The following is a 22,406-nucleotide window of genomic DNA, read 5'->3' as shown; positions in this document are numbered from 1 at the left end:
ACAGCGCGGCGCGCCGCCCGGCCGGACGTCCCCGCCGGCCGGTACCGGCCCGCGCCGGGTGGTCCGAGCCCTCAGGGCTCGAGGTCGAGACGGTCCGCGAGCTTCGCCCGCCCCGCCTGCACCTGGGCCAGCACCTTGCCGAGATCGATCTCGAAGTCGGCGAGCTGACGGTCGCAGTAGTCGTCCGCGTCGCGCCGCAGCGCGACGGCCGTCCGCTCGGCCTCCGCGACGATCTCGTCGGCGCGCACGCGTGCCGCCACGACCACCTGCTCCGTGGCCACGAGCTCGTCCGCCCGGGCGCGCGCGGCCGCGATGACCTGCTCGGCCCTCGCCCGCGCGTCGGCCAGGACCTCGTCGGCGCCGGCGAGCACCTCGTCCGCCTCGGTGAGCTGCGTCGGCAGCACCGCGAACGCCTGGTCGAGCAGGTCGAGCAGCTCGGCACGGTTGACCAGGACGGACGAGGACATCGGCATCGCGCGGGCCTGGCTCACGGCGTGCTCGAGCGCCTCGAGGATGCCGGTGAGCCCCTCGGGGTCCCGCCGGTCGTCGTGCTGCGTGCCGTCCGGTGCCGTCATGCCGGCCTCCTGGGGTCGTGGGTCGCCGCCTGCTCGAGACGTGCGCGGAGGGCGTCCGCCACGCCGGGCGGCACGAGGTCGTCGACGTGGCCCCCGTGCCGCGCGACGTCCTTGACGAGCGACGACGCGATGTGGGCGACCGAGCGGTCGGCGGGGATGAAGAGCGTCTCGACGCCCGTCAGGTGGCGGTTCATGAGCGCCATCGGCAGCTCCGCGTCGTAGTCAGCCCCACCGCGCAGGCCCTTGAGCAGGACGCTCGCCCCGATCTGGCGGCAGAAGTCCACGAGGAGGCCGGGGACGGGCTCGACCCGGACGCCGGGGATCCCTGCGACGGCGGCGCGTGCGAGAGCGACGCGCTCCTCGACGGGCAGGAGGGTCTGCTTGGTCGCGTTGGTCGCGACGGCGACGACGACCTCGTCGAAGAGCTCCGCACCACGGCGGATCACGTCGAGGTGGCCGAGGGTCACCGGGTCGAACGAGCCTGGGCAGACGGCGATGCTCACGTCGCCACCTTAGGACGGGGCCCGCCCGCCGGCTCACCCTCGACGTCGGCCGCACCGTCGGCCGCGTCGTCCGCGGTGTCGTCCAGGGCCACGCCCGTCGCCTCCGCGAACCACAGCACGGTCTCGCCGTAGCGCTTCTCGGCCGTCCGCACGAGGCCGGCGGCCGGGCCGCCGGCGGGCCACGCCGGCTCGGGCGAGCGGGTGGACCGCTCGACGACGACCACCGCCTCGGGCGCCAGGTGAGCGGTCAGGGCCGCCAGCACCCCGGCGAGCTCCGCCTCGTCCAGCTCGTAGGGCGGGTCCACGAGCACCACGTCGTACCGTTCGCGGACCGGCCGCCGCAGGAACGGGAGCACGCGCTCGGCGACCACCTGGACCCCCGGGATGCCCACGGCGGCCGCGTTCCGACGGCAGACGTCGGCGGCCGCGCGCGCGGACTCGACGAGCACGACAGCCACCGCTCCCCGGCTCGCGGCCTCGAGCCCGAGCGCACCTGAGCCCGCGTACAGGTCGAGCACGCGGGCGCCGTCGAGAAGGTCGGCGTGGTCCAGACGGGAGAAGAGCGCCTCACGGACCCGGTCGCTCGTGGGCCGGGTGCCCTTGCCCGGCACCTGCAGCGTGCGCCCGCCCGCGCTCCCGGCCACGATCCGCGTCATGCCACCAGGCTAGAGCGCCGGGCGGGCCGGGCGGCCCGGCGTGGGCTCCAGCGGGCCGGCCAGGCCGGCGGGGCCTCCAAGGGGCGGGCCGGCCCGGGCGGGCCCGCCCAGGGGCCGGGCGGCGCGTCAGGCGCGGTCGAGGAACTCCTCGCGCTGCGGGTCGAGCCAGTCCTCGATCGCGGAGCGCAGCGCGGGCCACGGCGTGAGCTCGGGGTCCTTCTCGACGAGGGCGACGGCGTCCTGGCGCGCCTCGGCGATCAGCTCGGCGTCACGGACGACCCGGAGCAGCCGCAGCGAGCTCGCGCCCCCGGACTGCGAGGCACCGAGCACGTCCCCCTCGCGGCGCAGCTCGAGGTCGACGGTCGCGAGCCGGAAGCCGTCCGTCGTCTCCGCGAGCGTCTGCACGCGTGTCGCGGCGTCCGTGCCCTCGGGGGCGTCGCTGAACAGGAGGCACAGGCCCGGCGCCGCGCCTCGACCCACCCGACCGCGCAGCTGGTGCAGCTGCGAGAGGCCGAACCGGTCGGCGTCGAGCACGACCATGACCGTCGCCTCCGGGACGTCGACACCGACCTCGATCACGGTCGTGGACACGAGCAGCTGGAGGTCGCCCGAGGTGAACCGGCTCATCGTCTCGTCCTTCTCGGCCGCGGACAGGCGCCCGTGCAGGACGCCGATCGCGACGCCCGCGAGCGCGGGCTCCGCGGCGAGCTCCTCGGCGACCTCGAGGACCGCGCGCAGCGGCCGACGGTCGCGGTCACCGCCGTCGGGACGCGGCGCGTCGGCGTCACCGCCCACCGGGTCGCCGGACGGGCCCGGGACCGGCGAGCCGCCCGCGCCCGCGAGGCCGAACGGGTCGAGCGTCCCGTCGTCGTCGCCCTGCGCCGTCGAGGCACCTGCGCCGCGGGCCGGCCGCTCCGCCACGAGGTCGGCGTCGTCGCTCCCCTCGGCCGAGCCCGGGTCGTCCGGGCTGATGCGCGGGCACACGACGTACACGCGGTGCCCCGCGTCGATCTCCTCCCGCACGCGCTGCCACGTCCGCCGGACCCAGGACGGCCGGGCGGCGGGGACCACGTGGGTCGTGACGCCTGCCCTTCCGGCAGGGATCTCGGTGAGCGTCGAGACCTCCAGGTCGCCGAACACCGTCATCGCGACCGTGCGCGGGATGGGCGTCGCGGTCATCACGAGGAGGTGGGGCGTCGTGCCCGCTCGGCTGCGGAGCTCGTCGCGCTGCTCGACGCCGAAGCGGTGCTGCTCGTCGACGACCACGAGGCCCAGGTCCGCGAACTGCACGGCCGAACCGAGGAGCGCGTGCGTGCCGACCACGATCCCGGCGCGTCCCGAGGCGGCGTCGAGCAGTGCGGCGCGACGCGCGGCGGTCGGCTGCGAGCCGGTGAGGAGCGCGACACGCGTCGCCCGGTCGGCCCCGCCGAGCATCCCCTCCTCCGCGAGGGGTCCGAGCAGCGCGCGCAGCGTGCGCAGGTGCTGCGCCGCCAGGACCTCCGTCGGCGCGAGGAGCGCGGCCTGCCCTCCGGAGTCCACCACCTGGAGCATCGCGCGCAGCGCGACGACGGTCTTGCCGGAGCCGACCTCCCCCTGGAGCAGACGCTGCATCGGGCTCGGCGCCGCGAGGTCCGCGGTGATGTGCTCGCCGACCTCCCGCTGTCCCGCGGTCAGGGTGAACGGCAGCCGCTCGTCGAACGCCGAGAGGAGGCCCTCCTCGCCCGAGGGGGCACCGGTACGCGCGACGGCTCCGCGTGCCGCGACGAGCGCGCGACGACGGGCGAGCGCCGCCTGGAGCACGAACGCCTCCTCGTACCGCAGCCGCCGGCGGCCACGCCGCCAGTCGGCGTCGGTGTAGGGCTCGTGGACGTCGTGCAGCGCCTGGTGGATCCCGACCAGGTCCCGGCGTTGCCGGACCTCGTCGGGCACGGGGTCAGGGACGTCGGCGGGCCGGAGCGGGTCGAGCACAGTGCGCACGGCCCGGCTGATCCGCCACGTCGGGACCGCTGCCGAGGCGGGGTAGATCGGGTAGGGCCTGCTCGCCTCGACCAGGGCGGCCGCCTCGTCGTCCGCGTCGACACCCACCACCTGGTAGTCGGGGTGCGTGAGCTGGAGCTCGCCGCGGTAGGAGCCGACCGTGCCGGTGAACAGCCCGACCCGGCCGGGCACGAGCCTCGACTCGTGGGTGCGGAGCCGTCCGCTGCCCTTCGCGAAGAAGGTCAGCGAGAGGGTCCTGCTCCCGTCCGTCACCTTGACCTGCATCATCGCGCCGCCGCGTGAGCGCATCTGGCGCACCGTCGCCTGCACGACCCTGGCCATGACCGTGACGTGCTCGCCGACGACGAGACCGGTGAGGTCCGTCATGCGGCCGGGCTCGGAGTACCGGCGCGGGTAGTGCCGCAGGAGGTCACCCGCAGTCTCCAGGCCGAGCTTGGCGAGCGGCGCGGCCGTGCGGGGGCCCAGCAGACGCGTCAGCGGGTCCCGCAGGCGGTCGCGCCCCGCGAGGACCGCGTCCGCGTCGACCTCACCCAGCCCCGTCACGACCTTCTCCTCACCGTGCGCCCGCCGGCCCGTGCCGGGCACCGCAGCCGCACGCTAGCCGACCCGTCCGACGGTGCCGGCCGCGACGCCCGCACGGAGCTCCTCGACGCCGACGACCACGCCCGAGCCCGGGGTCCCGGCGGGCAGCACGACGAGGTCGGCGCCAGGATGCGCGCGGCCGACGGCGGCGAGCCCGGCGACGACCGACGGCGGCGTCGCCTCGGACGTGAGCACCGTCACGAGCGGTGCACCCGTTCCGAGGTGGGCGAGGACGACCTCGGCCACCCGGTCCGCGAGCGTGGCGGCGTCCGGCCCCGCGTCCACGGCCGTCGTCCGGACGCGACGCACGGCCTCACGCACGACCTCGAGCGCACCGTCGTGCGGGCCCGTCGGTCGCGCGCCGAGCTCCGCGAAGGTCGCGGTGCCCGCCACGACCTGGATCTCGGACAGCCCGTCGAGGACCTCGACCGTCAGCGCGCGGCCCCCGAGGCGCGCACCCGGGCCCAGGCCGGTGCGCGACGTCGGGACGTCGACGGCGGCGAGCACCAGGACGCGCGCGGCACCCGTGTCGTCGACGGCACGGCCCACCTCCGCACCGACGCCGGCGCCGCCCTCGGGCGCGAGGACCACGACGGCTCCGGCGCGCGCCAGGTCGGCCACGAGGCCCGGCGCCGTGGTGACCACCACGAGCCCCAGCCCGGGCGGGGTGCCCACGTGGACCCCCGCCTGCTCGGCGAGGTGGCGGACCCGGATCTGCGAGGCCCGCGCCCCGACGACGCCGGGTACACGCAGCGCGTCGAGAGGTCGGTCGGTGTGGACGTGCGCCTGCCACAGGTCGTCGCCGCCGACCACCGCCACGGACTCGCCGACCAGCGCGAGCCCGCGCCGCAGGGCGCTCGCGACGCCGTCCGCGGAGGAGTCCTTCGACGGGGCCTCGGGCGACGTGCCGTGCTCGGTGGCGGCGGTCCCAGGGGATGCCGGTCCCGTCGGCCCCTCGACGACGTACATGACCTCGAACTCCCCGGGCCCGACGCCGCGGGCGGCCGGCGTCCCGGTGCCCGGCCCAGGGTGCTCGCACGATGCGGCGTGCGCCTCGCCGGGCCCCGTGCCCGGAGCGGCGTGCGCCTCGGGGCACGGCGCACCGGGTCGGGTGCGCAGCGCACGCACCGTGCGGCCACCCGCACGGCTCTCGAGCCCTCGCGTCCGGTCGGGCCCGCGCCGCTCGCCGCGCTCGGGCTCCCTGTCGAGCGCCTCGGCCAGCGCCTCGAGGACGATGAGGAGCCCCAGACCGCCCGCGTCGAGGACGCCCGCCGCGTGCAGCGCGGGGAGCTGGTCGGGCGTGCGCTCGAGCGCGACGTAACCCGCGTCGAGGCCCGCGCGCAGGACCTCGGCCACCGACGCCACCGGGCGCGCCCCAGCCTCGTGGGGCTCCCCGGCCTCGTACGGCTCCACTGCTCGTCCGACGGCGCCGTCCACCGCGGCGGCCACCGTGAGCACGGTGCCCTCGACGGGCTGCGTGACGGCGCCGTAGGCGGCTGCGGTGGCCTCCCTCAGGCCGTTCGCGAGCGCCCCGGGCGTGATGTCGACGCTGATGGGGTCCCCGGAGCCCGGGCCGATGGCGGCCGGCAGACCCCGCGCGACGGCCCGCAGGAGCGCGCCGACGTACTGGCTCACGATGACCCCGGAGTTGCCGCGGGCACCGACGAGGGCTCCCCGCGCCAGGTCGCGGGCCGTGCGCGCGACCGTGGCGCCGTCTGCGGGCGTCCCCACCGCCGCGGACGCCTCGGCGAGCGTGAGGTAGAGGTTGGTCCCCGTGTCTGCGTCCGCGACGGGGAACACGTTGAGGCGGTCGAGCGCCGCACGGTGCTCGTCGAGGCGTCCCGCGGCCAGACGGACCCAGGTGCGCAGGACGGCGGCGTCGACGGTCACCGCACCGGGCACAGGACCGTGCACCAGCCACCTCCCTCGCCTCGACCGGCCGTGCGACCGGGCCCACCGGGCCACCGGGCCCGTCGCGGGGGCGTCGGGCCCTCGCGACGGTCCACGGGCGCTCCCGTTTGGGGCCAGCCCGTCGATCGGCTACCCTATCGAGGTTGCCTGGTCACGCCCGGGCACCCGAGCGTTCGTCCCCGCCGGCCCGTTCTGGCAGCGACGAGCACCTCGCATCCGAGACACTCATCACCTCGTCGCCCTCTCCCCGAGCGCGCGGCGTGCACGACGATCAGGAGAGAGAACGTGGCTGCCAACTGCGACGTCTGCGGCAAGGGCCCGGGCTTCGGGCACAGCATCTCGCACTCCCACCGCCGCACCAAGCGTCGTTGGAACCCGAACATCCAGCGTGTGCGCGCGGTCGTCGCCGGTTCGCCGAAGCGCCTGCACGTGTGCACCTCGTGCCTCAAGGCCGGCAAGGTCCAGCGCGCCGCCTGAGGCGTCGCCACCTCGCGGTGGCACCTCTCGTCGACGAAGCCCGCGGAGATGTCTCCGCGGGCTTCGTCGCGTCCGGACGGCGGACCACGAGCCGGGCAACGCCCTGGCCTCACGCCCATCGGGATGGCAGGGTGGCCGCATGGTTGACGACCTTGACGACGTGGTGATCCGGCCGGCGACGGCCGACGACGCCGATCAGATCGCCGGCGTGCACGTGGCGTCCTGGCGCCAGGCCTACACGGGCGTGGTGGCCGAGGACTACCTTGCGGGCCTCGACGTCCAGACCCGTGCCGCACGATGGCACGAGCTCCTCGAGCGGGCGGCTGCGACCGGGACCCAGGTGTGGGTCGCCGAGTCGGAGGGCAGCGTCGTCGGGTTCGCCTCGGTGGGGCCGAGCCTCGACGAGGACGCCGAGCGCACGACGCTCCAGATCCACACGATCTACCTCGAGCCGCGGTCATGGGGGCACGGCATCGCGCGCGAGCTCATGCGGACCCTCCTGAGCGACGTGCCGCCCGGCGCCGCGGTCACCCTGTGGGTGCTCGCCGCGAACGAGCGCGCCCGGCACTTCTACCGCCGCAGCGGCTTCTCGCCGGACGGCGTCGAGCGCCTCGAGGAGCTCGGTGGCGAGGAGTACCGGTCGGTCCGCTACCGCCGGGGCTGAGCCGGGCCCGCTGCACGCGTGTCAGGCGTCGCGCCTGAAGTGGTCCCACCCGGGCGAGGCCGCGGTGAACGGCTGCCCGGAGATCAGGACGTCGCCCCCGGACCCGCGCCCACCGGGCGCGTGCACCGTGCCGATGCGGTCGAACGGCTCGGGCAGGACCGCTCCCGCCGGGAACGTCGCGAGCAGGCCGTGGTCCTCCCCTCCCGTGAGCACCCAGCCCACGGCGTCGAGGCCCAGGTGCGCCGCGGCGGGCCCGAGTGCCGCGAGGTCCTGGGCGAAGACCGACTCCGGGCGGTCGAGGTCGAGCACGACACCGCTCGCACGGGCGAGGCGTCCCGCGTCGCGCACGAGGCCGTCGGAGACGTCGAGCATGGCTGACGCGCCCGCGAGAGCGGCCTCGACTCCCGCCGCGAGCGGTGAGACCGGCCGCAGGTAGCGCGCGACGAGAGGTTCCCACGCGGCGTCGTGCGCCCCGGCCGTCAGGAGCGCGAGCCCGGCGGCCGACCTGCCCCGCACCCCGGCGTGCGCCACGACGTCGCCCGGGCGGGCGCCGCTGCGCAGGACGGGCGCACGGCCGTCGAGGTCGCCCAGCACGGTGATCGACACGACGATCTCGTTGCCGCCGGAGAGGTCCCCGCCCACGACACCCACGCCGTGCGGGCCGCACACCTGCGCAAGGCCCCGCGCGAGGTCGAGGACCCACCTGGCCGGCAGGTCACCCGGGATGACGAGGCCCACGACGATCGCGGTCGGACGCGCGCCCATCGCCGCGATGTCGGCGAGGTTCTGGACGGCTGCCCGCCGTCCGAGGTCCACGCCGGACGACCAGTCGCGGCGGAAGTGGCGCCCCTCCACGAGCACGTCGGTCGAGATCGCGACACGGCCGTCCGGGGCGGCGAGCACGGCGGCGTCGTCGCCGGGGCCGACGGACGTGCCGGCGCCCGCAGGGAGCAGCGGGAACACCTGGGCGAGCAGGGCGTCCTCACCCAGGTCCGCGACCGTGGGCCCGGCGGCCGTGCCGGGCGTCGGACGGACGTCGTCGGTCTCGGTGCTGTCCACGCGCGCAACGCTACCGAGGCGCGGCACCGTGGTCCGGCGGCCGTGCCACGGCGGCTACCGTGGAGCGCGTGCTGCCGGCCTCCCCGCCACCCCCGTCACGGCGTCGTGCCGTGCGTCCTGCGACGTCGCTGGTGGGTTCCCTGCTCGCCGCCGCGGCCCTCGCGGGGTGCTCGCAGCCCGTGGTCGTCCCGGTCGCGCCCCATGCCGCGGAGCCGCTCTGCGCGGACGTCGTGCTCGCGCTCCCCGTGGACCTCGGCGACCTCGAGCGGCTGGAGACCGGCAGCCAGGCCACCGTGGCGTGGGGTGACAGGGCCGACCCGGTGACCTTGCGGTGCGGCGTCGAGCCCCCGGCGCCGACGACCGACCACTGCGTCACGGCCGAGGACGAGCGCGCGTCGGTCGACTGGGTGGCCGTCCCCGGGGAGGCCGACGAGGACGGGTCCGCGCCGTGGACGTTCACGACCTACGGCCGCTCCCCCGCCGTCGAGGTGCAGGTGCCGGCCTCGGTCACGTCCACGAGGTCCACCTCCTTCCTGCTCGACCTCGGGCCCGCGATCGCGCAGGTCGAGCAGACGCGGACCTGCCTGTAGCCCCGGCAGCGCCCACGCGTGGGCCCGTAGGATCATGGAACGGACGACGACGAAGGGACCGCCCCGGTGAAGACCGAGCTCGAACGTGTCGCAGTGATCGCCGGGGGGCTGTCGAACGAGCGTGAGGTCTCGATGCGCTCGGGCCGGCGCGCCCTCTACGCCCTCGGGCAGGCGGGTGTCGACGCGGCGCTGTACGACGCCGACGAGTCCCTCCTGGACCGCCTCGCGGCCGACCACATCGACGCGGCGTACATCGCGGTGCACGGTGCGAGCGGCGAGGACGGCTCCCTCCAGACGGCGCTCGAGCTCATCGGCCTCCCGTACGTCGGGTCGCCGCCGTCGTCGTGCCACCTCGCCTGGGACAAGGTCGTCGCGAAGGTGCTCATGTCGCGCGCGGGCCTCGCGACGCCGCCGTGGGTGGCCGTGTCCGCACGCTCGTTCCGTGAGCTCTCGCCGACCCAGATCGTGCGCAACGTCACGCAGCACCTCGGCCTGCCCGTCGTCGTGAAGCCCGCGACCAGCGGGTCGACGCTCGGGATGAGCCTCGTCGAGGACGCGGCCGACCTTCCCGCCGCACTCGTGCGGTGCTTCACGTTCGGCGGCGTCGCGCTCATCGAGAAGTACGTCGCGGGTCAGACGATCGAGACGGTCGTCGTCGAGGACGAGCACCCGACGGCGCTGCCGCCGGCCGAGTTCCAGAACCCCGACGTGTCGCCGTTCTCCTTCGAGGCGCGCTACAGCGCGGACCTCATCACGATCGCGCTGCCCGCTCCCCTGCCGGCCGAGGCGCTCGCGGCGGCCGCCCGGGCCGCGGAGCTCACCCACGAGGTCCTGGGCCTGCGTGACATCTCCCGCACCGACCTCATCGTCGACGAGGCGGGAACCCCCTGGTTCCTCGAGGCGGCGATCTCACCCGGGCTCACGGAGACGTCGGTGCTGCCGCTCGCCGCGGCCGAGGTGGGCCGGCCCCTGGGTCGTCTGCTCGCCGACCTGCTGCTCAAGGCCCACCTGCGCGCCCAGGCCTGACCGGCGGTCTGCGCGCCGGACCGGCGCGCGGGGCCCTGACGCGCGAACGGGCCTGACCCACGACCTGGCACGACGACGTCGGGCACCGTCGAGGCGCCCGACGTCGCTGCCGATGATCAGGCGCGGGGGCCCTCGAGGCCGACGAGCTTGCCGGAGATCCCACCGGCCGCACGCAGCGCCGCCCCGGAGCCGAAGCCGCTCGCCACGGATGCGACGCCCGCGTCCCGGGCCTCGACGAGGGCGTCGCGGAGCACCTCGGCGGCAGGGTGCTTGGAGGCCCACAGGTACAGGGCCATCGCCCCCGGCACCGAGTTGACCTCGTTGACGTACAGGTCGTGGGTCTGCGGGTCGTAGAGGAAGTCGACCCGGACCACGCCGGTCAGGCCGGTCGCGACGGCCACGCGCCGCGCCAGGTCCCCGGCGAGGGCCGTGACCTGGTCGGGCACCTGGGCGGGCATCTCGCGGGGCGCGGTCGACAGCCCCGCGCCTTCGCCGGCCTGGCCGGCCAGGTACTTCTCCGCATACGAGTAGACGCCGCCGTCGGCCGCGCGGAGCGGCCGCTCGAGGTCCGACACCTCGAGCGAGGGCGCGGTGCGGAAGGAGATGTTGAGGTCGACGAGGTCGCGCCGGAACGGCTCGAGGACCGCGCCGGCGCGCAGGTGCGTGCTGCTGCGGGCCACGGCACGCGCGGCCGCGACGTCGTCGACGATCTCGATGCCGATCGACGACCCGCCGAACCGGGGCTTGACGATGTACGGCCCGGCGAACGGGGGCTCGACGTCGGCCTCGAGGCCGACGCGCGGGAGCGACGGGATCCCCGCGACGGCCATGACCCCGCCGAACGCGAGCTTGTCCATGCCCAGGGCGGACGCGTACACGCTCGACCCGGTGGCGGGGACGCCGAGGAGCGCGAAGAGCCCCGCGAAGCCGCCGCCCTCGCCCAGGCCGCCGTGCAGCGAGCTCAGCGCGGCGTCGACCTCGAGACGCTCGGAGCGCAGGCGCCCCTTGACGAAGAGCCCCGGGTCCGCGCCGAGGCGGATCTCCACGGGCTTGGCACCCGACGGGACGCCCTCGAGGTAGTCGCGGGCCTCGGTGCCGAGCGGCACCTGGAACCATCCGCCGGTGGGCGCCCAGTACAGCGGGATCACGTGCTCACCCGCACGGGTCAGGACCCGCTCGCTCTGCAGACCGGTCAGGATCGAGATCTCGTGCTCAGGGGAGGGTCCCCCGAACACGACGGCCCAGCTCGAGCGTTCGGACATCGCCAACCATCACCTCATGGGTCGTTGCGGAGTGCGGGCCACCGATCAGGGGTAGTGGTCCGGAAGATCGTTCTCGTAGAGTATGACGCCCTGCTCACCCGCCGCCGACGTCGCGACGGGGACCGCCTGGGACCGCTGGTCCACGACGTCGACGCTCGCCCCGCCCGCGAGCGCACCCTCGAGCAGGGCCGCACGGTTGGTCCGCCCCACGACCACGAGGTGGGCGCCGGCGTCCGCCGCTGCGCGTGCGAAGTCAGCGTTCCGGACGTGCTGGACGGGCCCGAGCTCGACGATGCCGGGCGTCACGACGACGAGCCTGCCGCCGCGTGCCTGGGCGAGCGCGGCGGCCTCGTCGAGTGCGGCCCGCGCGCCGATGGGGTTCGCGTTGTACGTGTCGTCCACGACGAGCAGGCCGGTGCCCGGGTCCTGGACCTCGGCCCGGTGGGCAGCCCGGGGAAGGGCACGCAGGCGGGCGCCCACGGGTGCGAGGTCGGCGCCGACCGCGAGCGCGACGCCGAGGGCGACCCCGAGGTTGACGCCGTGCGCGACGCCCTCGCCGACCGTCAGGGTGACCGGGCCCTCGGGCCCGCGGACGTCGACGGTCCCCGCTGCCAGGTCCACGACGACGTCGGCGTCGGCGACCGCTGGGGCGGGCTCGGCCGCCTCACGGACCGAGACGGTCACGACCCGCTTGCCCGCGTCACGGCAGCGGTCCGCGAGACCGGCGAGCTCCGGGGTGTCGATCGGCAGCACCACGGTGCGCGCGCGCTCCGTGATCTCCGACTTCGCCGCGAGGATCGTCTGCGTGGTGCGCATGCGTTCGAGGTGCGCCTCGCCGATCGTCGTGATGACCGCGACGTCGGGCGGGAACAGCGTGCACAGCTCGCGGATCTCGCCCGGGCCGTACGTGCCCATCTCGGCGACGAACACCTCGGTGCCCTCGACGAGCCCGTCGTTGACCGCGCGGGAGAGCCCGAGCCGGTTGTTGAAGCTCGCGGGCGACGCGACGACGGCCGTGCTCGCGCTCAGGAGGTGCGCGATGTACCCCTTGGTCGACGTCTTGCCGTACGAGCCTGTGACGGCGACGACCTGCGGTCGGATGCGGGCGAGCCGCCGCTGCGCCTGCGCGACGAAGGGGGCCGAGAGCCGCTTCTCGACGACCTCCATCACGGCGAGCGCGACGTCGAGGGTCAGCGGAGCGCCCACGACGAGCACGGCGAGCGACGCCGGGCCGAGGAGCCAGGCCAGCAGCGTCCCCAGGGCGACGTTCAGCAGGGCCCAGGCGATCGCGAGCCGCCGCAGCCGGCTGGTCCAGCTCAGGCGCGAGGTGCGTCCGCGGATCCCGAGGCCACGCGGGAGCACGACGGCGAGCGCCGCGCCGGCGAGGCCCGCCGCGGTGGCGCCCCACCCGAGGGGGCGCACGCACGCGACGAGCGCGAGCACGGCGGCGGCGGTGGCCAGCGCGAGGTCGGCACGGGAGCGGGAGAGCCAGAGGCCGGCGATGCGGCGTGCGCGACCGCCGATGTAGTGCTCGCGCTGCGCGACGCGCAGCCACCTCAGGCCGGTCGCGGCGAGCGCGGCGACGCACAGGAGCGCGACGAGCAGGCCCGTCAGGGTGTCGCTCACGCGTCGCCCCCGGGAGCAGGGGTGTGCGCGAGCGCCTCGAGCAGCGTCGTGCGCACGTCCGCCTCGAGGCGACCCTCGAGCAGGTGGCCGGCACCAGGGACGACGGTCAGCGCGGCGTCGGGCAGCAGCTCGGCTGCGAGCCTCGCCCCCGCGACCGGGGCGGCGTCGTCGAGCTCGCCCCAGACCATGTGCACCGGGACGGTGACGCGCGCGAGGTCGTCGCGGTAGTCCTCCCCGACGACACGCACGAGGACCCCGCGCATCACGCCGTGCGCCGCCTGGTAGTCCGCCGAGCCGCCCGAGCGGCGCAGCCGGTCGACGACGCCGGAGGGCAGCAGGTGGGCCGCGTGCAGGCGCTTCGCGAGCCGGAGGCTCAGCCGCGGGCGTGGCGGCGGCGTCGCACGCACGAGCGGGACGCCCGTGAGCACGAGGGAGGCCACGAGCTCCGGGTGCCGCGCGGCGAGCCGGACGGCCACGCGGCCGCCGAACGAGTGACCGACGACGACGTACGGCCCGGTGCCGGCAAGCGCTGCGGCGAGCTGCTCCGCGTAGTCGACGCTCCCCCAGACCTCGGGCGGCTCGGCCGTGGTGCCGAAGCCCGCGAGGTGCACGGCGAGGCCGTCGGTGCCCTCGAGGATCCGCGCGAAGTCGGCCCCCGAGCGGGCCCAGCCGTGGAGGGCGAGCACGCGCGGCTCGGAGCCGCCGACCCGGTCGGCGAGCACGTCCCCCGCCAAGACCGTCAGCACGCGGACGAGGCTAGCACCCGGCCGCCGGGCTCACCTGCCGGCCGCCGTTAGGCTCCAGAGGTGACCGACCACCGTCCCCGCACAGGCCCCGACGACACCCCCGAGGTGTCCCCCGCGACGCTCGCCGTGACCGCCGGCCGGCCCGCGCGGACCCCTGGCGACCCCGTCAACCCGGCCGTCGTGCTGTCCTCGACGTACGTCTCGACGGGCACCCCTGGGCCTGGTGAGAAGTTCTACGCGCGCAACGGCACGGAGACGTGGGAGCCGTTCGAGGAGGCGCTCGGGCTGCTCGAACGGAGCCCCCTGCCGGCGCTCGTCCTCGGCTCGGGCATGGCGGCGATCGCCGCCGCGCTGTCGCTGGTCCCGGCCGGCGGGCGCCTGGTCATGCCGCGGCACGCCTATCAGATGACCGCGGCGCTCGCCGCGGACCTCGGCGAGCGCACGGGTCTGCGCGTGGAGGCCGTCGACATCGCGGACACCGACGCCGTGCTCGCGGCCGTGCGGGGCGACGCAGCCGGGCACGGCGGCGACGTGGCCGCGATGCTGTGGGTCGAGTCGCCCACCAACCCGATGCTCGAGGTCGCCGACCTCCCCGCCCTCGTCGCGGGCGCGCACGCCGCCGGTGCGCTCGTGGTCGTCGACAACACGTTCGCGACGCCGCTCGGGCAGCGTCCCCTCGAGCACGGGGCGGACGTCGTCGTGCACTCGGTCACCAAGTACCTCGCGGGGCACTCGGACGTCGTGCTCGGCGCCGTGGTCACCGCGGACGCCGCCCTGCGGGGCCGCCTGCACGGCTACCGGACCGTGCACGGCGCGGTCGCCGGCCCCTGGGAGGTGTGGCTCGCGCTGCGTGGCCTGCGCACGCTCGCCCTGCGGGTCGAGCGGTCCCAGCACAACGCGCGCGTGCTGGCCGAGCGCCTCGCCGCCCACCCCGCGGTCCTCGAGGTGCGGCACCCGAGCCTCCCGGGCGACCCTGGCCACGAGCGTGCGACCCGTCTGCTGGACGGGTACGGCTCGATCATCGGCCTGCGCCCGAGCGGCGGGGCCGAGGGCGCGGACGCCGTCGTCGAGGCCGTGCGGCTGTGGCTGCCCGCGACGAGCCTGGGTGGCGTCGAGTCGAGCCTCGAGCGCCGCCGCCGCTTCCCCACCGAGTCCCCGACCGTGCCCGACGACCTGCTGCGCCTGTCCGTGGGCGTCGAGGACGTCGAGGACCTGTGGGCCGACCTGCGCGCGGCTTTGGACGGGCTCGCGCAGCGCTGACCTGCGGTCAGACGCCCTCGGCCTTGTGGGGCCGCGCGAGGAGGAGCTGCGCCATCTCGGAGACGGGCAGGCCGTGGTGCAGGACCGCGACGACTGCCGCGGTGATGGGCATCTCGACGCCGACCGTCCCGGCGAGCTCGAGCACCGACGTCGAGGACTTCACGCCCTCGGCGGTGCCGCCCGTGGCCGCGACGGCCTCGGCCAGCGACATGCCCTGGCCGATGTGGACGCCGAGCGTGTGGTTGCGGGACAGGGGCGACGCGCACGTCGCGACCAGGTCACCCATGCCGGCGAGCCCCGAGAACGTCTCGGCGTCCGCACCGAGCGCGAGGCCGAGGCGCGTGATCTCCACGAGCCCGCGCGTGATGACCGTCGCCATCGTGTTGTGGCCGAACCCGCTCCCCTGCGCGATGCCGACGGCGACGGCGATGACGTTCTTGACCGCGCCGCACAGCTCGACGCCCACGACGTCGTCGTTCGTGTAGGGGCGGAAGTACGACGAGGCGCACGCGGCAGCGACGCGACGGGCCGTCTCCTCGCTCGTCGAGGCCACGACCGTCGCGGTGGGCTGCCGCTCGGCGATCTCCCGCGCAAGGTTCGGCCCCGAGACGACTGCGATGCGCTCGGCGGGCACGTCGAGGGCCTGCGCGACGACCTCGCTCATGCGCCGGTCAGAGCTCAGCTCGACGCCCTTCATGAGCGAGACGACGAGCGCGTCGGGCTCGATCAGCCCCGCGAGGGGCTCCAGGGTCGCCCGCACGCTCTGCGCGGGGATCGCGACGGCGACGATCTCGGCGCCGCGCAAGGCCTGCGCCGTGTCGGTCGTGGCGCGCACGGCGTCGGGGAGCTGCACGCCGGGCAGGTAGGCGTCGTTGCGGTGCAGCGTCGTGATCTGCTCGCACACCTCGGGGCGCCGACCCCACAGCGTCACGTCGCGCCCTGCGTCGGCCAGGACCGCAGCGAACGTCGTCCCCCAGCTGCCGGTGCCGAGCACCGCCGCACGGCCGGGCTGGACGGTCATCTGGCGCCGCCGTCGGTGCTCCGCCACACGAAGCGCTCCGTCGGCGCCTTCTCACCGCGGATGTCCTCGAGGAGGGCGGTGATCGCAGCCATGACCCGCTCGGTCGCCTCACGCAGCACGACGGTGTCCTGCGGGCGGTCGTAGAGGTCGGAGAGGTCGACGGGCGGGCCGGCGACGACGGTGACCTTCTTGCGGGGGAACGGCTTGAAGAGCTTCTTGTACCGGCCGAGCAGGTCCTGGGGCCCCCACTGGGCGATCGGGATCACCGGCGCACGCGTGGTCAGGGCGAGGCGTGCGACCCCGGTCTTGCCGGCCATCGGCCACAGGTCGGGCTCGCGGGTCAGCGTCCCCTCCGGGAAGACGGCGACGCACTCGCCGGCCTCGAGCGCCGCGACGGCGGCCTGGAGGGACTTCCCGGCCTCGGCAGTGTTCCGGTACACGGGGATCTGGCCCGTCGCACGCAGCGTCGGCCCGAGGATCGGGATGGGGAACAGCGACGACTTCGCGAGGATCTTCGGGGCAAACCCGTGGTCGTACAGGTAGTGCGCGAACGTCAGGGGGTCGATGTTCGTCATGTGGTTGCCGGCCGCGATGAACCCGCGGTCCTTCGGCATGTTCTCGCCACCGCGCCAGTCCCGCCGCGTGACCGCGAAGAGGAACGGGCGCACGATCCTCGCGACGTTGCGGTAGGCACGGTTCGAACGCACAGGGGCTGGCACGGGAGCCGATGCTACCGGCCGCCCGGCAGGAGGGCGGGCGGGGCGCCGCGCCCGGTCGCCCGCCCGCCCCGCCGATCGGGTCGGGCCGTCAGTCCCTGCTGAACTCGGCGCCGAGCGCCGCGAGCTTCTCGGTGAAGTGCTCGTAGCCGCGGTCGATCAGGCCGATGCCGCTCACGGCCGACGTGCCCTTGGCCGCCAGGGCGGCGATCAGGTGGCTGAAGCCGCCCCGCAGGTCGGGGACCTCGATGTCCGCGGCCGCCAGGGGCGTCGGGCCCGAGATGACGGCCGAGTGGTAGAAGTTGCGCTGGCCGAACCGGCACGCGTGCCCGCCGAGGCACTCCCGGTACACCTGGATGGTCGCGCCCATGCCCACGAGCGCGTCGGTGAAGCCGAAGCGGTTCTCGTAGACCGTCTCGTGGACGATCGACAGGCCCTTGGCCTGCGTCAGGGCGACGACGAGCGGCTGCTGCCAGTCCGTCATGAACCCCGGGTGCACGTCCGTCTCCAGGACGATCGAGCGGAGGTCGCCTCCCGGGTGGAAGAACCGGATGCCGGCGTCGTCCACCTCGAACTCGCCACCGACCTTGCGGAAGGTGTTGAGGAACGTCGTCATCTCGGGCTGGGTCGCGCCCCGCACCATGATGTCGCCGCGGGTGGCGAGCGCCGCCGACGCCCACGAGGCGGCCTCGATCCGGTCCGAGAGCGCGGTGTGCCGGTAGCCGCTGAGCCGCGGCACGCCCTCGATGCGGATCACGCGGTCCGTGTCGACCGAGATGATCGCGCCCATCTTCTGGAGCACGTTGATCAGGTCGAGGATCTCCGGCTCGATGGCGGCGTTCGAGAGCTCGGTGAGACCGTCCGCCCGCACGGCCGTCAGGAGGAGCTGCTCCGTGGCACCGACGCTCGGGTAGGGCAGCTCGATCTTGGTGCCCTGGAGCCCGCGCGGGGCCCGGATGTGGATGCCCTGCTCGCGCTTCTCCACCACCGCACCGAACTGGCGCAGGATGTCGAGGTGGTAGTTGATCGGCCGGTCGCCGATGCGGCACCCGCCGAGGTCGGGGATGAACGCCTCCCCCAGCCGGTGCAGGAGCGGGCCGCAGAAGAGGATCGGGATGCGGCTCGAGCCGGCGTGCGCGTCGATGTCCGCGACGTGCGCCGACTCGACGTTGCGCGGGTCGAGGGTGAGGACGCCAGCCGCCTGGTCGGCCGTCACGGTCACGCCGTGCAGCTCGAGGAGCCCGGTCACCACGGCGACGTCGCGGATCACCGGGACGTTGCGGAGCTCGCTCGGCCCGTCGCCGAGCAGGGCCGCGACCATCGCCTTCGAGACGAAGTTCTTGGCACCGCGGACGGTGATCTCACCCTCGAGGGGGGTGCCACCGTGGATCTGGAGGACGTCTCGCATCCCCCTATCGTCGCCTACCCGAGGGGGTACGTCATGTCGCCTGGTGAGGGGCCCGGCGCGCCCTCGTGTCAGGGGTCCGTCCTAGCGTGAGGCGGTCACGAGCGGCGCCGGTGGCACCCACCGGGAACGGGCACGACACGGGAGGCACCATGAGGTTCGGCTTCGTCGGCAGCTTCGGCACCGTCGCGCAGCAGCTCGAGATGGCCCGCGAGGCCGAGGAGCACGGGTGGGACGGGTTCTTCACCTGGGACGGCATCAGCATCGCGCCCGCGGACACCTGGGACCCGTGGGTCCTGCTCGGCGCGGCCGCGGGGGTCACGGAACGCATCCGGCTCGGCGCGCTCGTGTTCGCGCTCGCCCGCCGGCGGCCCTGGAAGGTCGCGCGCGAGGCGCTGACCGTCGACCACCTCTCGGGCGGGCGGCTGGTGCTCCCCGTCGGGCTCGGCGTCCTGGACGACGCGGGCTTCTCGCGCGTGAGCGGCGAGGCGCTCGGTGCGCGCGAACGTGCTGAGCGCCTCGACGACGCGCTCGCCATCCTCGAGCTCGCCTGGACCGGCGAGCCCTTCTCGTACGCGGGGCGCCACCACACGGTCGAGGACGTGCTGATCGCCCCGCGGCCGGTGCAGACGCCACGCATCCCGGTGTGGCCCGTGGCGGGCGTCGGGTCGGAGCGCTCGATGGGGCGTGCCGCGCGCTGGGACGGCGCGGTGCTCCAGCGCATCGGCGGGGACGAGCCCCTCGAGGCCCGTGAGGTCGAGGACGCGGTCGCGTGGCTGCGCGAGCGGCGGACCGCCGCCGGCCTTGACGGCGTCGAGGGCTTCGAGGTCGTCCTCGAGGGCGTGCTGCCCGAGGACCCGGCGGCTGCACGCGATCACGTCGCCGCCCGGGCGTCCGCCGGGGTGACCTGGTGGATCGAGGCCCGGTGGGACCCGGCTCGGGCCACACCCGAAGCCTTGCTGGCGCGCATCCGTCAGGGGCCGCCCGACGCCTGAGTGCGGGAGCCTCGGGCGCGGGCGGTCCTCGGTCCTGCGTGGTCAGACGAGCGCGTCGTCACCCGTGGGCAGGGTCGGCACGACGGGGCGCGCGGCCACGATCTCGACCGGCGGCAGGTGCTTGGCCGGCAGGGTCAGGGGACGCCACGGCTCGCGCCGGGACTCGAACTCGGTGATCTCGGCCTCGTGCTGCAAGGTCAGGCCGATGTCGTCGAGGCCCTCCATGAGCCGCCAGCGCGTGTAGTCGTCGACGTGGATGGGCACCACGACGTCGGCGCAGCGCGCCTGCTTCGCGACGAGGTCGACGGTCACCTCGGTGCCGGGGTGCGTCTCGAGGACCTTCCAGATGAGCTCGATGTCCTCCTGCGCGACCTGGGCGGCGAGGAGCCCCTGCTTCCCGGAGTTGCCCCGGAAGATGTCGGCGAAGCGAGGCGAGAGGACGGCGCGGAAGCCGTAGTCCTTGAGCGCCCACACGGCGTGCTCACGGGACGAGCCGGTGCCGAAGTCGGGGCCTGCGACGAGGACGGAGCCCGGGCGGTAGGCGTCCTGGTTGAGCACGAACTCGGGGTCGCCGCGCCACGCCGCGAAGAGCGCGTCCTCGAAGCCCGTGCGGGTCACGCGCTTGAGGTAGACGGCCGGGATGATCTGGTCCGTGTCGACGTTGCTGCGTCGCAGCGGGACCCCGACGCCGGTGTGCTGGGCGAACTTCTCCATGGTGGTTCTCTCCTCCGGGGCGTCGGGTCAGGCCGGCTGCATGTCGGCGTGGGAGTCCGTGAGCGGGCTCCCGTCGGGCGCGACGACGTCCGGGCCGAGGTCGGCGATCGAGGACAGGGTCCCCCGGATCGCTGTCGCGGCGGCGACGAGGGGGGACACGAGGTGGGTGCGCCCGCCCTTGCCCTGCCGGCCCTCGAAGTTGCGGTTCGACGTCGACGCGCTGCGCTCACCGGGCGCGAGCTGGTCGGGGTTCATGCCGAGGCACATCGAGCAGCCGGCGTTGCGCCACTCCGCACCGAAGTCGAGGAAGATCTGGTCGAGCCCCTCGGCCTCGGCCTGCAGGCGCACCCGGGCGGACGACGGCACGACGAGCACGCGCACCGAGTCGGCCTTCTTGCGCCCGCGGACCACCTTGGCGACGGAGCGCAGGTCCTCGATCCGCCCGTTGGTGCACGAGCCGATGAAGACGGTGTCGACCGGGATCTGCCGCAGCGGCGTGCCGGGCGTCAGGCCCATGTACTCGAGCGCGCGCTCGGCGGCCACGCGCTCGTTCTCGTCGGCGATCTCGGCGGGCACCGGGACGCTCGCGGAGAGCGGCAGGCCCTGGCCCGGGTTGGTGCCCCACGTCACGAACGGCTCGAGGTCGGACGCCTCGAGGACCACCTCGGCGTCGAACACCGCGTCGTCGTCGGAGCGCAGCGTGCGCCAGTAGTCGACGGCCGCGTCCCAGTCGGCGCCCTCGGGCGCGTGGGGACGGCCCTTGAGGTACTCGAAGGTCGTCTCGTCGGGCGCGATCATGCCGGCGCGTGCGCCCGCCTCGATCGACATGTTGCAGATGGTCATGCGCGCCTCCATCGACAGCGCACGGATCGCCTCGCCGCGGTACTCGAGCACGTAGCCCTGGCCGCCACCGGTGCCGATCTTGGCGATGATCGCGAGGATGATGTCCTTCGACGTCGTGCCGGGCGGCAGCGTGCCGTCGACCGTGATCGCCATCGTCTTGAAGGGCGCGAGCGGCAGGGTCTGCGTGGCCAGGACGTGCTCGACCTCGCTCGTGCCGATGCCGAACGCGAGCGCGCCGAACGCGCCGTGGGTGGAGGTGTGCGAGTCGCCGCAGACCACGGTGAGGCCGGGCATGGTCAGGCCGAGCTGAGGGCCGACCTGGTGGACGATCCCCTGGTCGGCGTCGCCGAGCGAGTGGAGGCGGACGCCGAACTCGGCGGCGTTGTTGCGCAGCGTCTGGATCTGCGTGCGGCTCGTGAGGTCGGCGATCGGCCGGTCGATGTCGAGCGTCGGGGTGTTGTGGTCCTCGGTCGCGATCGTCAGGTCGGGCCGGCGGACCGGGCGCCCGGCGAGCCGGAGCCCCTCGAAGGCCTGCGGACTGGTCACCTCGTGCACCAGGTGCAGGTCGATGTAGAGGAGGTCGGGTGCGCCCTCGGTGCCGCGGCGCACGATGTGCGCGTCCCAGACCTTCTCCGCCAGCGTGCCGGCCATGAGCGTTCCTTCCAGTCGTCCACCCGGGTGGTCCCCGAGGTCAATTCGGCCGCGTCACTTGCGTCTCAGTGCGCGAGACGCCAATATCGACCTATGGACAACTCTAGCGGAGTCGGCGTCCTGGACAAGGCCGCCTCGGTACTCAGTGCCCTGGAGGCCGGACCTGCGACGCTCGCGCAGCTCGTCGCCGCCACCCATCTTGCCCGACCGACCGCGCACCGACTGGCCGTCGCCCTCGAGCACCACCGCCTCGTCGCACGGGACATGCAGGGCCGGTTCGTGCTCGGCCCACGCCTGTCCGAGCTGAGCACGGCAGCGGGCGAGGACCGCCTGCTGGCCGCGGCCAACCCCGTGCTCGCCGCGCTGCGCGACCACTGCAACGAGAGCGCGCAGCTGTACCGCCGTCAGGGCGACCAGCGCATCTGCGTCGCGGCTGCCGAGCGGCCGATCGGCCTGCGCGACTCGATCCCGGTCGGCGCCACGCTGACCATGCAGGCGGGCTCCGCCGCCCAGATCCTCCTGGCCTGGGAGGAGCCGGACCGTCTGCACCGCGGTCTGCAGGGCGCCAAGTTCACGGCGACGATCCTCTCGGGCGTCCGACGTCGCGGCTGGGCCCAGTCGGTCTCCGAGCGCGAGGCCGGCGTGGCCTCCGTGTCCGCCCCGGTGCGCGGGCCGTCGGGACGCGTCGTCGCCGCCGTGTCGATCTCCGGCCCGGTCGAGCGGCTGAGCCGCCAGCCCGGCCGCCTGCACGCGGGCGCCGTCGTCGCGGCCGCCAACCGCCTCACCGAGGTCCTGCGCCGCACCGCGGAGTAGCCCGGACATGACGGAGGCCCGGTCACCAGTGGTGACCGGGCCTCTTCCGTACCCCCAAGGGGATTCGAACCCCTGTTACCGCCGTGAGAGGGCGGCGTCCTAGGCCACTAGACGATGGGGGCCTAGCGATTCCTGACCCCCGGAAGGGATCGGGACTCGGAAACCTTACAGCATGTTCACCGGGCCGATGACCACTGTCGCAGCGCGCGATGAACGCTGGGGTACCAGGACTCGAACCTAGACTAAGTGAACCAGAATCACTCGTGCTGCCAATTACACCATACCCCATGGGGTATCCGGCCCGATCCGTCCG

21 protein-coding genes and 2 tRNA genes are annotated in these 22,406 nt (G+C 74.8%); 7 read left to right on the top strand and 16 right to left on the bottom strand.

Features of this window, described 5'->3' with window-relative positions; translation table 11 throughout:
* Positions 1-71: 71 nt before the first annotated feature.
* The 5 genes from FZ988_RS04195 to FZ988_RS04175 all read right to left on the bottom strand — a co-directional run bounded on the left by FZ988_RS04195 (position 72) and on the right by FZ988_RS04175 (position 6,228).
* Positions 72-575 (bottom strand): ATP synthase subunit B family protein, encoded by a 504-nt coding sequence (locus FZ988_RS04195; RefSeq protein ID WP_149202753.1) that lies wholly within the window; start codon positions 573-575, stop codon positions 72-74.
* Complete coding sequence (gene coaD / locus FZ988_RS04190) at positions 572-1,078, bottom strand: pantetheine-phosphate adenylyltransferase (protein WP_149202752.1); 507 nt, start codon at positions 1,076-1,078, stop codon at positions 572-574. The genes FZ988_RS04195 and coaD overlap by 4 nt, the downstream gene beginning before the upstream one ends.
* Positions 1,075-1,734 (bottom strand): 16S rRNA (guanine(966)-N(2))-methyltransferase RsmD, encoded by a 660-nt coding sequence (rsmD, locus tag FZ988_RS04185; protein WP_149202751.1) that lies wholly within the window; start codon positions 1,732-1,734, stop codon positions 1,075-1,077. The genes coaD and rsmD overlap by 4 nt, the downstream gene beginning before the upstream one ends.
* Before the next feature lie 126 nt (positions 1,735-1,860).
* Entirely contained in the window at positions 1,861-4,275 is a 2,415-nt protein-coding gene (locus tag FZ988_RS04180; RefSeq protein WP_246169197.1) for an ATP-dependent DNA helicase RecG, read from the bottom strand.
* A 54-nt stretch (positions 4,276-4,329) separates the two neighbouring features.
* Complete coding sequence (locus FZ988_RS04175) at positions 4,330-6,228, bottom strand: DAK2 domain-containing protein (protein WP_149202750.1); 1,899 nt, start codon at positions 6,226-6,228, stop codon at positions 4,330-4,332.
* A 282-nt stretch (positions 6,229-6,510) separates the two neighbouring features.
* Between FZ988_RS04175 and rpmB the strand changes: the two genes are divergently transcribed.
* The gene (gene rpmB / locus FZ988_RS04170; protein ID WP_149202749.1) at positions 6,511-6,702 is read left to right on the top strand and encodes a 50S ribosomal protein L28; all 192 of its coding nucleotides are present in this window, start codon (positions 6,511-6,513) and stop codon (positions 6,700-6,702) included.
* A gap of 139 nt (positions 6,703-6,841) precedes the next feature.
* Entirely contained in the window at positions 6,842-7,366 is a 525-nt protein-coding gene (locus tag FZ988_RS04165) for a GNAT family N-acetyltransferase (RefSeq protein WP_149202748.1), read from the top strand.
* Between the two features lie 21 nt (positions 7,367-7,387).
* On the opposite strand, the gene FZ988_RS04160 is transcribed toward FZ988_RS04165, so the two are convergent.
* Complete coding sequence (locus tag FZ988_RS04160; RefSeq protein WP_149202747.1) at positions 7,388-8,425, bottom strand: thiamine-phosphate kinase; 1,038 nt, start codon at positions 8,423-8,425, stop codon at positions 7,388-7,390.
* 110 nt (positions 8,426-8,535) lie between these two features.
* Here FZ988_RS04160 and FZ988_RS04155 point away from each other — a divergent pair, with 110 nt between their 5' ends.
* Positions 8,536-9,015 (top strand): DUF3515 domain-containing protein, encoded by a 480-nt coding sequence (locus FZ988_RS04155; RefSeq protein ID WP_149202746.1) that lies wholly within the window; start codon positions 8,536-8,538, stop codon positions 9,013-9,015.
* Positions 9,016-9,081: 66 nt separating this feature from the next.
* On the top strand, positions 9,082-10,041 hold the full coding sequence (locus FZ988_RS04150; protein WP_149202745.1) for a D-alanine--D-alanine ligase family protein: 960 nt from the start codon (positions 9,082-9,084) through the stop codon (positions 10,039-10,041).
* A gap of 116 nt (positions 10,042-10,157) precedes the next feature.
* Here the strand turns inward: FZ988_RS04150 and FZ988_RS04145 are convergent, their stop codons facing one another.
* The 3 genes from FZ988_RS04145 to FZ988_RS04135 are packed head-to-tail and all read right to left on the bottom strand — an operon-like array spanning position 10,158 to position 13,675.
* Positions 10,158-11,303: a D-alanine--D-alanine ligase family protein gene (locus tag FZ988_RS04145; protein WP_149202744.1), complete on the bottom strand. Its 1,146-nt coding sequence runs from the start codon at positions 11,301-11,303 to the stop codon at positions 10,158-10,160.
* 45 nt (positions 11,304-11,348) lie between these two features.
* On the bottom strand, positions 11,349-12,929 hold the full coding sequence (locus FZ988_RS04140) for a Mur ligase family protein (RefSeq protein WP_149202743.1): 1,581 nt from the start codon (positions 12,927-12,929) through the stop codon (positions 11,349-11,351).
* Positions 12,926-13,675 carry an alpha/beta fold hydrolase gene (locus tag FZ988_RS04135; RefSeq protein WP_149202742.1) on the bottom strand — a complete coding sequence of 250 codons (750 nt, stop codon included), beginning with the start codon at positions 13,673-13,675 and terminating at the stop codon, positions 12,926-12,928. Before FZ988_RS04135 ends, FZ988_RS04140 begins: the two co-directional genes overlap by 4 nt.
* Positions 13,676-13,735: 60 nt before the next feature.
* Here FZ988_RS04135 and FZ988_RS04130 point away from each other — a divergent pair, with 60 nt between their 5' ends.
* The gene (locus FZ988_RS04130) at positions 13,736-14,935 is read left to right on the top strand and encodes a trans-sulfuration enzyme family protein (RefSeq protein ID WP_246169195.1); all 1,200 of its coding nucleotides are present in this window, start codon (positions 13,736-13,738) and stop codon (positions 14,933-14,935) included.
* 7 nt (positions 14,936-14,942) lie between these two features.
* On the opposite strand, the gene FZ988_RS04125 is transcribed toward FZ988_RS04130, so the two are convergent.
* The 3 genes from FZ988_RS04125 to murA all read right to left on the bottom strand — a co-directional run bounded on the left by FZ988_RS04125 (position 14,943) and on the right by murA (position 18,080).
* Positions 14,943-15,956 carry an NAD(P)H-dependent glycerol-3-phosphate dehydrogenase gene (locus FZ988_RS04125; RefSeq protein ID WP_149202741.1) on the bottom strand — a complete coding sequence of 338 codons (1,014 nt, stop codon included), beginning with the start codon at positions 15,954-15,956 and terminating at the stop codon, positions 14,943-14,945.
* On the bottom strand, positions 15,953-16,675 hold the full coding sequence (locus tag FZ988_RS04120) for a lysophospholipid acyltransferase family protein (protein ID WP_149202740.1): 723 nt from the start codon (positions 16,673-16,675) through the stop codon (positions 15,953-15,955). Before FZ988_RS04120 ends, FZ988_RS04125 begins: the two co-directional genes overlap by 4 nt.
* An 88-nt stretch (positions 16,676-16,763) precedes the next feature.
* On the bottom strand, positions 16,764-18,080 hold the full coding sequence (gene murA, locus FZ988_RS04115) for a UDP-N-acetylglucosamine 1-carboxyvinyltransferase (RefSeq protein WP_149202739.1): 1,317 nt from the start codon (positions 18,078-18,080) through the stop codon (positions 16,764-16,766).
* Between the two features lie 149 nt (positions 18,081-18,229).
* Here murA and FZ988_RS04110 point away from each other — a divergent pair, with 149 nt between their 5' ends.
* On the top strand, positions 18,230-19,072 hold the full coding sequence (locus tag FZ988_RS04110; RefSeq protein ID WP_149202738.1) for an LLM class flavin-dependent oxidoreductase: 843 nt from the start codon (positions 18,230-18,232) through the stop codon (positions 19,070-19,072).
* A 42-nt stretch (positions 19,073-19,114) separates the two neighbouring features.
* Here FZ988_RS04110 and leuD read toward each other — a convergent pair whose 3' ends face one another.
* Together leuD and leuC are read right to left on the bottom strand one after the other, a co-directional pair.
* Positions 19,115-19,786 (bottom strand): 3-isopropylmalate dehydratase small subunit, encoded by a 672-nt coding sequence (gene leuD, locus FZ988_RS04105; RefSeq protein ID WP_149202737.1) that lies wholly within the window; start codon positions 19,784-19,786, stop codon positions 19,115-19,117.
* 27 nt (positions 19,787-19,813) lie between these two features.
* On the bottom strand, positions 19,814-21,280 hold the full coding sequence (leuC, locus tag FZ988_RS04100) for a 3-isopropylmalate dehydratase large subunit (protein ID WP_149202736.1): 1,467 nt from the start codon (positions 21,278-21,280) through the stop codon (positions 19,814-19,816).
* A gap of 93 nt (positions 21,281-21,373) precedes the next feature.
* On the opposite strand from leuC, the gene FZ988_RS04095 reads away from it, so the two are divergent.
* On the top strand, positions 21,374-22,093 hold the full coding sequence (locus FZ988_RS04095) for an IclR family transcriptional regulator (protein WP_149202735.1): 720 nt from the start codon (positions 21,374-21,376) through the stop codon (positions 22,091-22,093).
* A 49-nt stretch (positions 22,094-22,142) separates the two neighbouring features.
* Here the strand turns inward: FZ988_RS04095 and FZ988_RS04090 are convergent.
* Both FZ988_RS04090 and FZ988_RS04085 read right to left on the bottom strand, forming a co-directional pair.
* Positions 22,143-22,215, bottom strand: a tRNA-Glu gene (locus tag FZ988_RS04090).
* 94 nt (positions 22,216-22,309) lie between these two features.
* Positions 22,310-22,381 (bottom strand) — tRNA-Gln (locus FZ988_RS04085).
* Between the last annotated feature and the right edge of the window lie 25 nt (positions 22,382-22,406).

Source organism: Actinotalea subterranea (genome assembly GCF_008364845.1).
Classification (GTDB): domain Bacteria; phylum Actinomycetota; class Actinomycetes; order Actinomycetales; family Cellulomonadaceae; genus Actinotalea; species Actinotalea subterranea.
The sequence above is the reverse complement of the archived record's forward strand: the minus strand, read 5'-3'. Positions and strand labels throughout refer to the sequence as shown.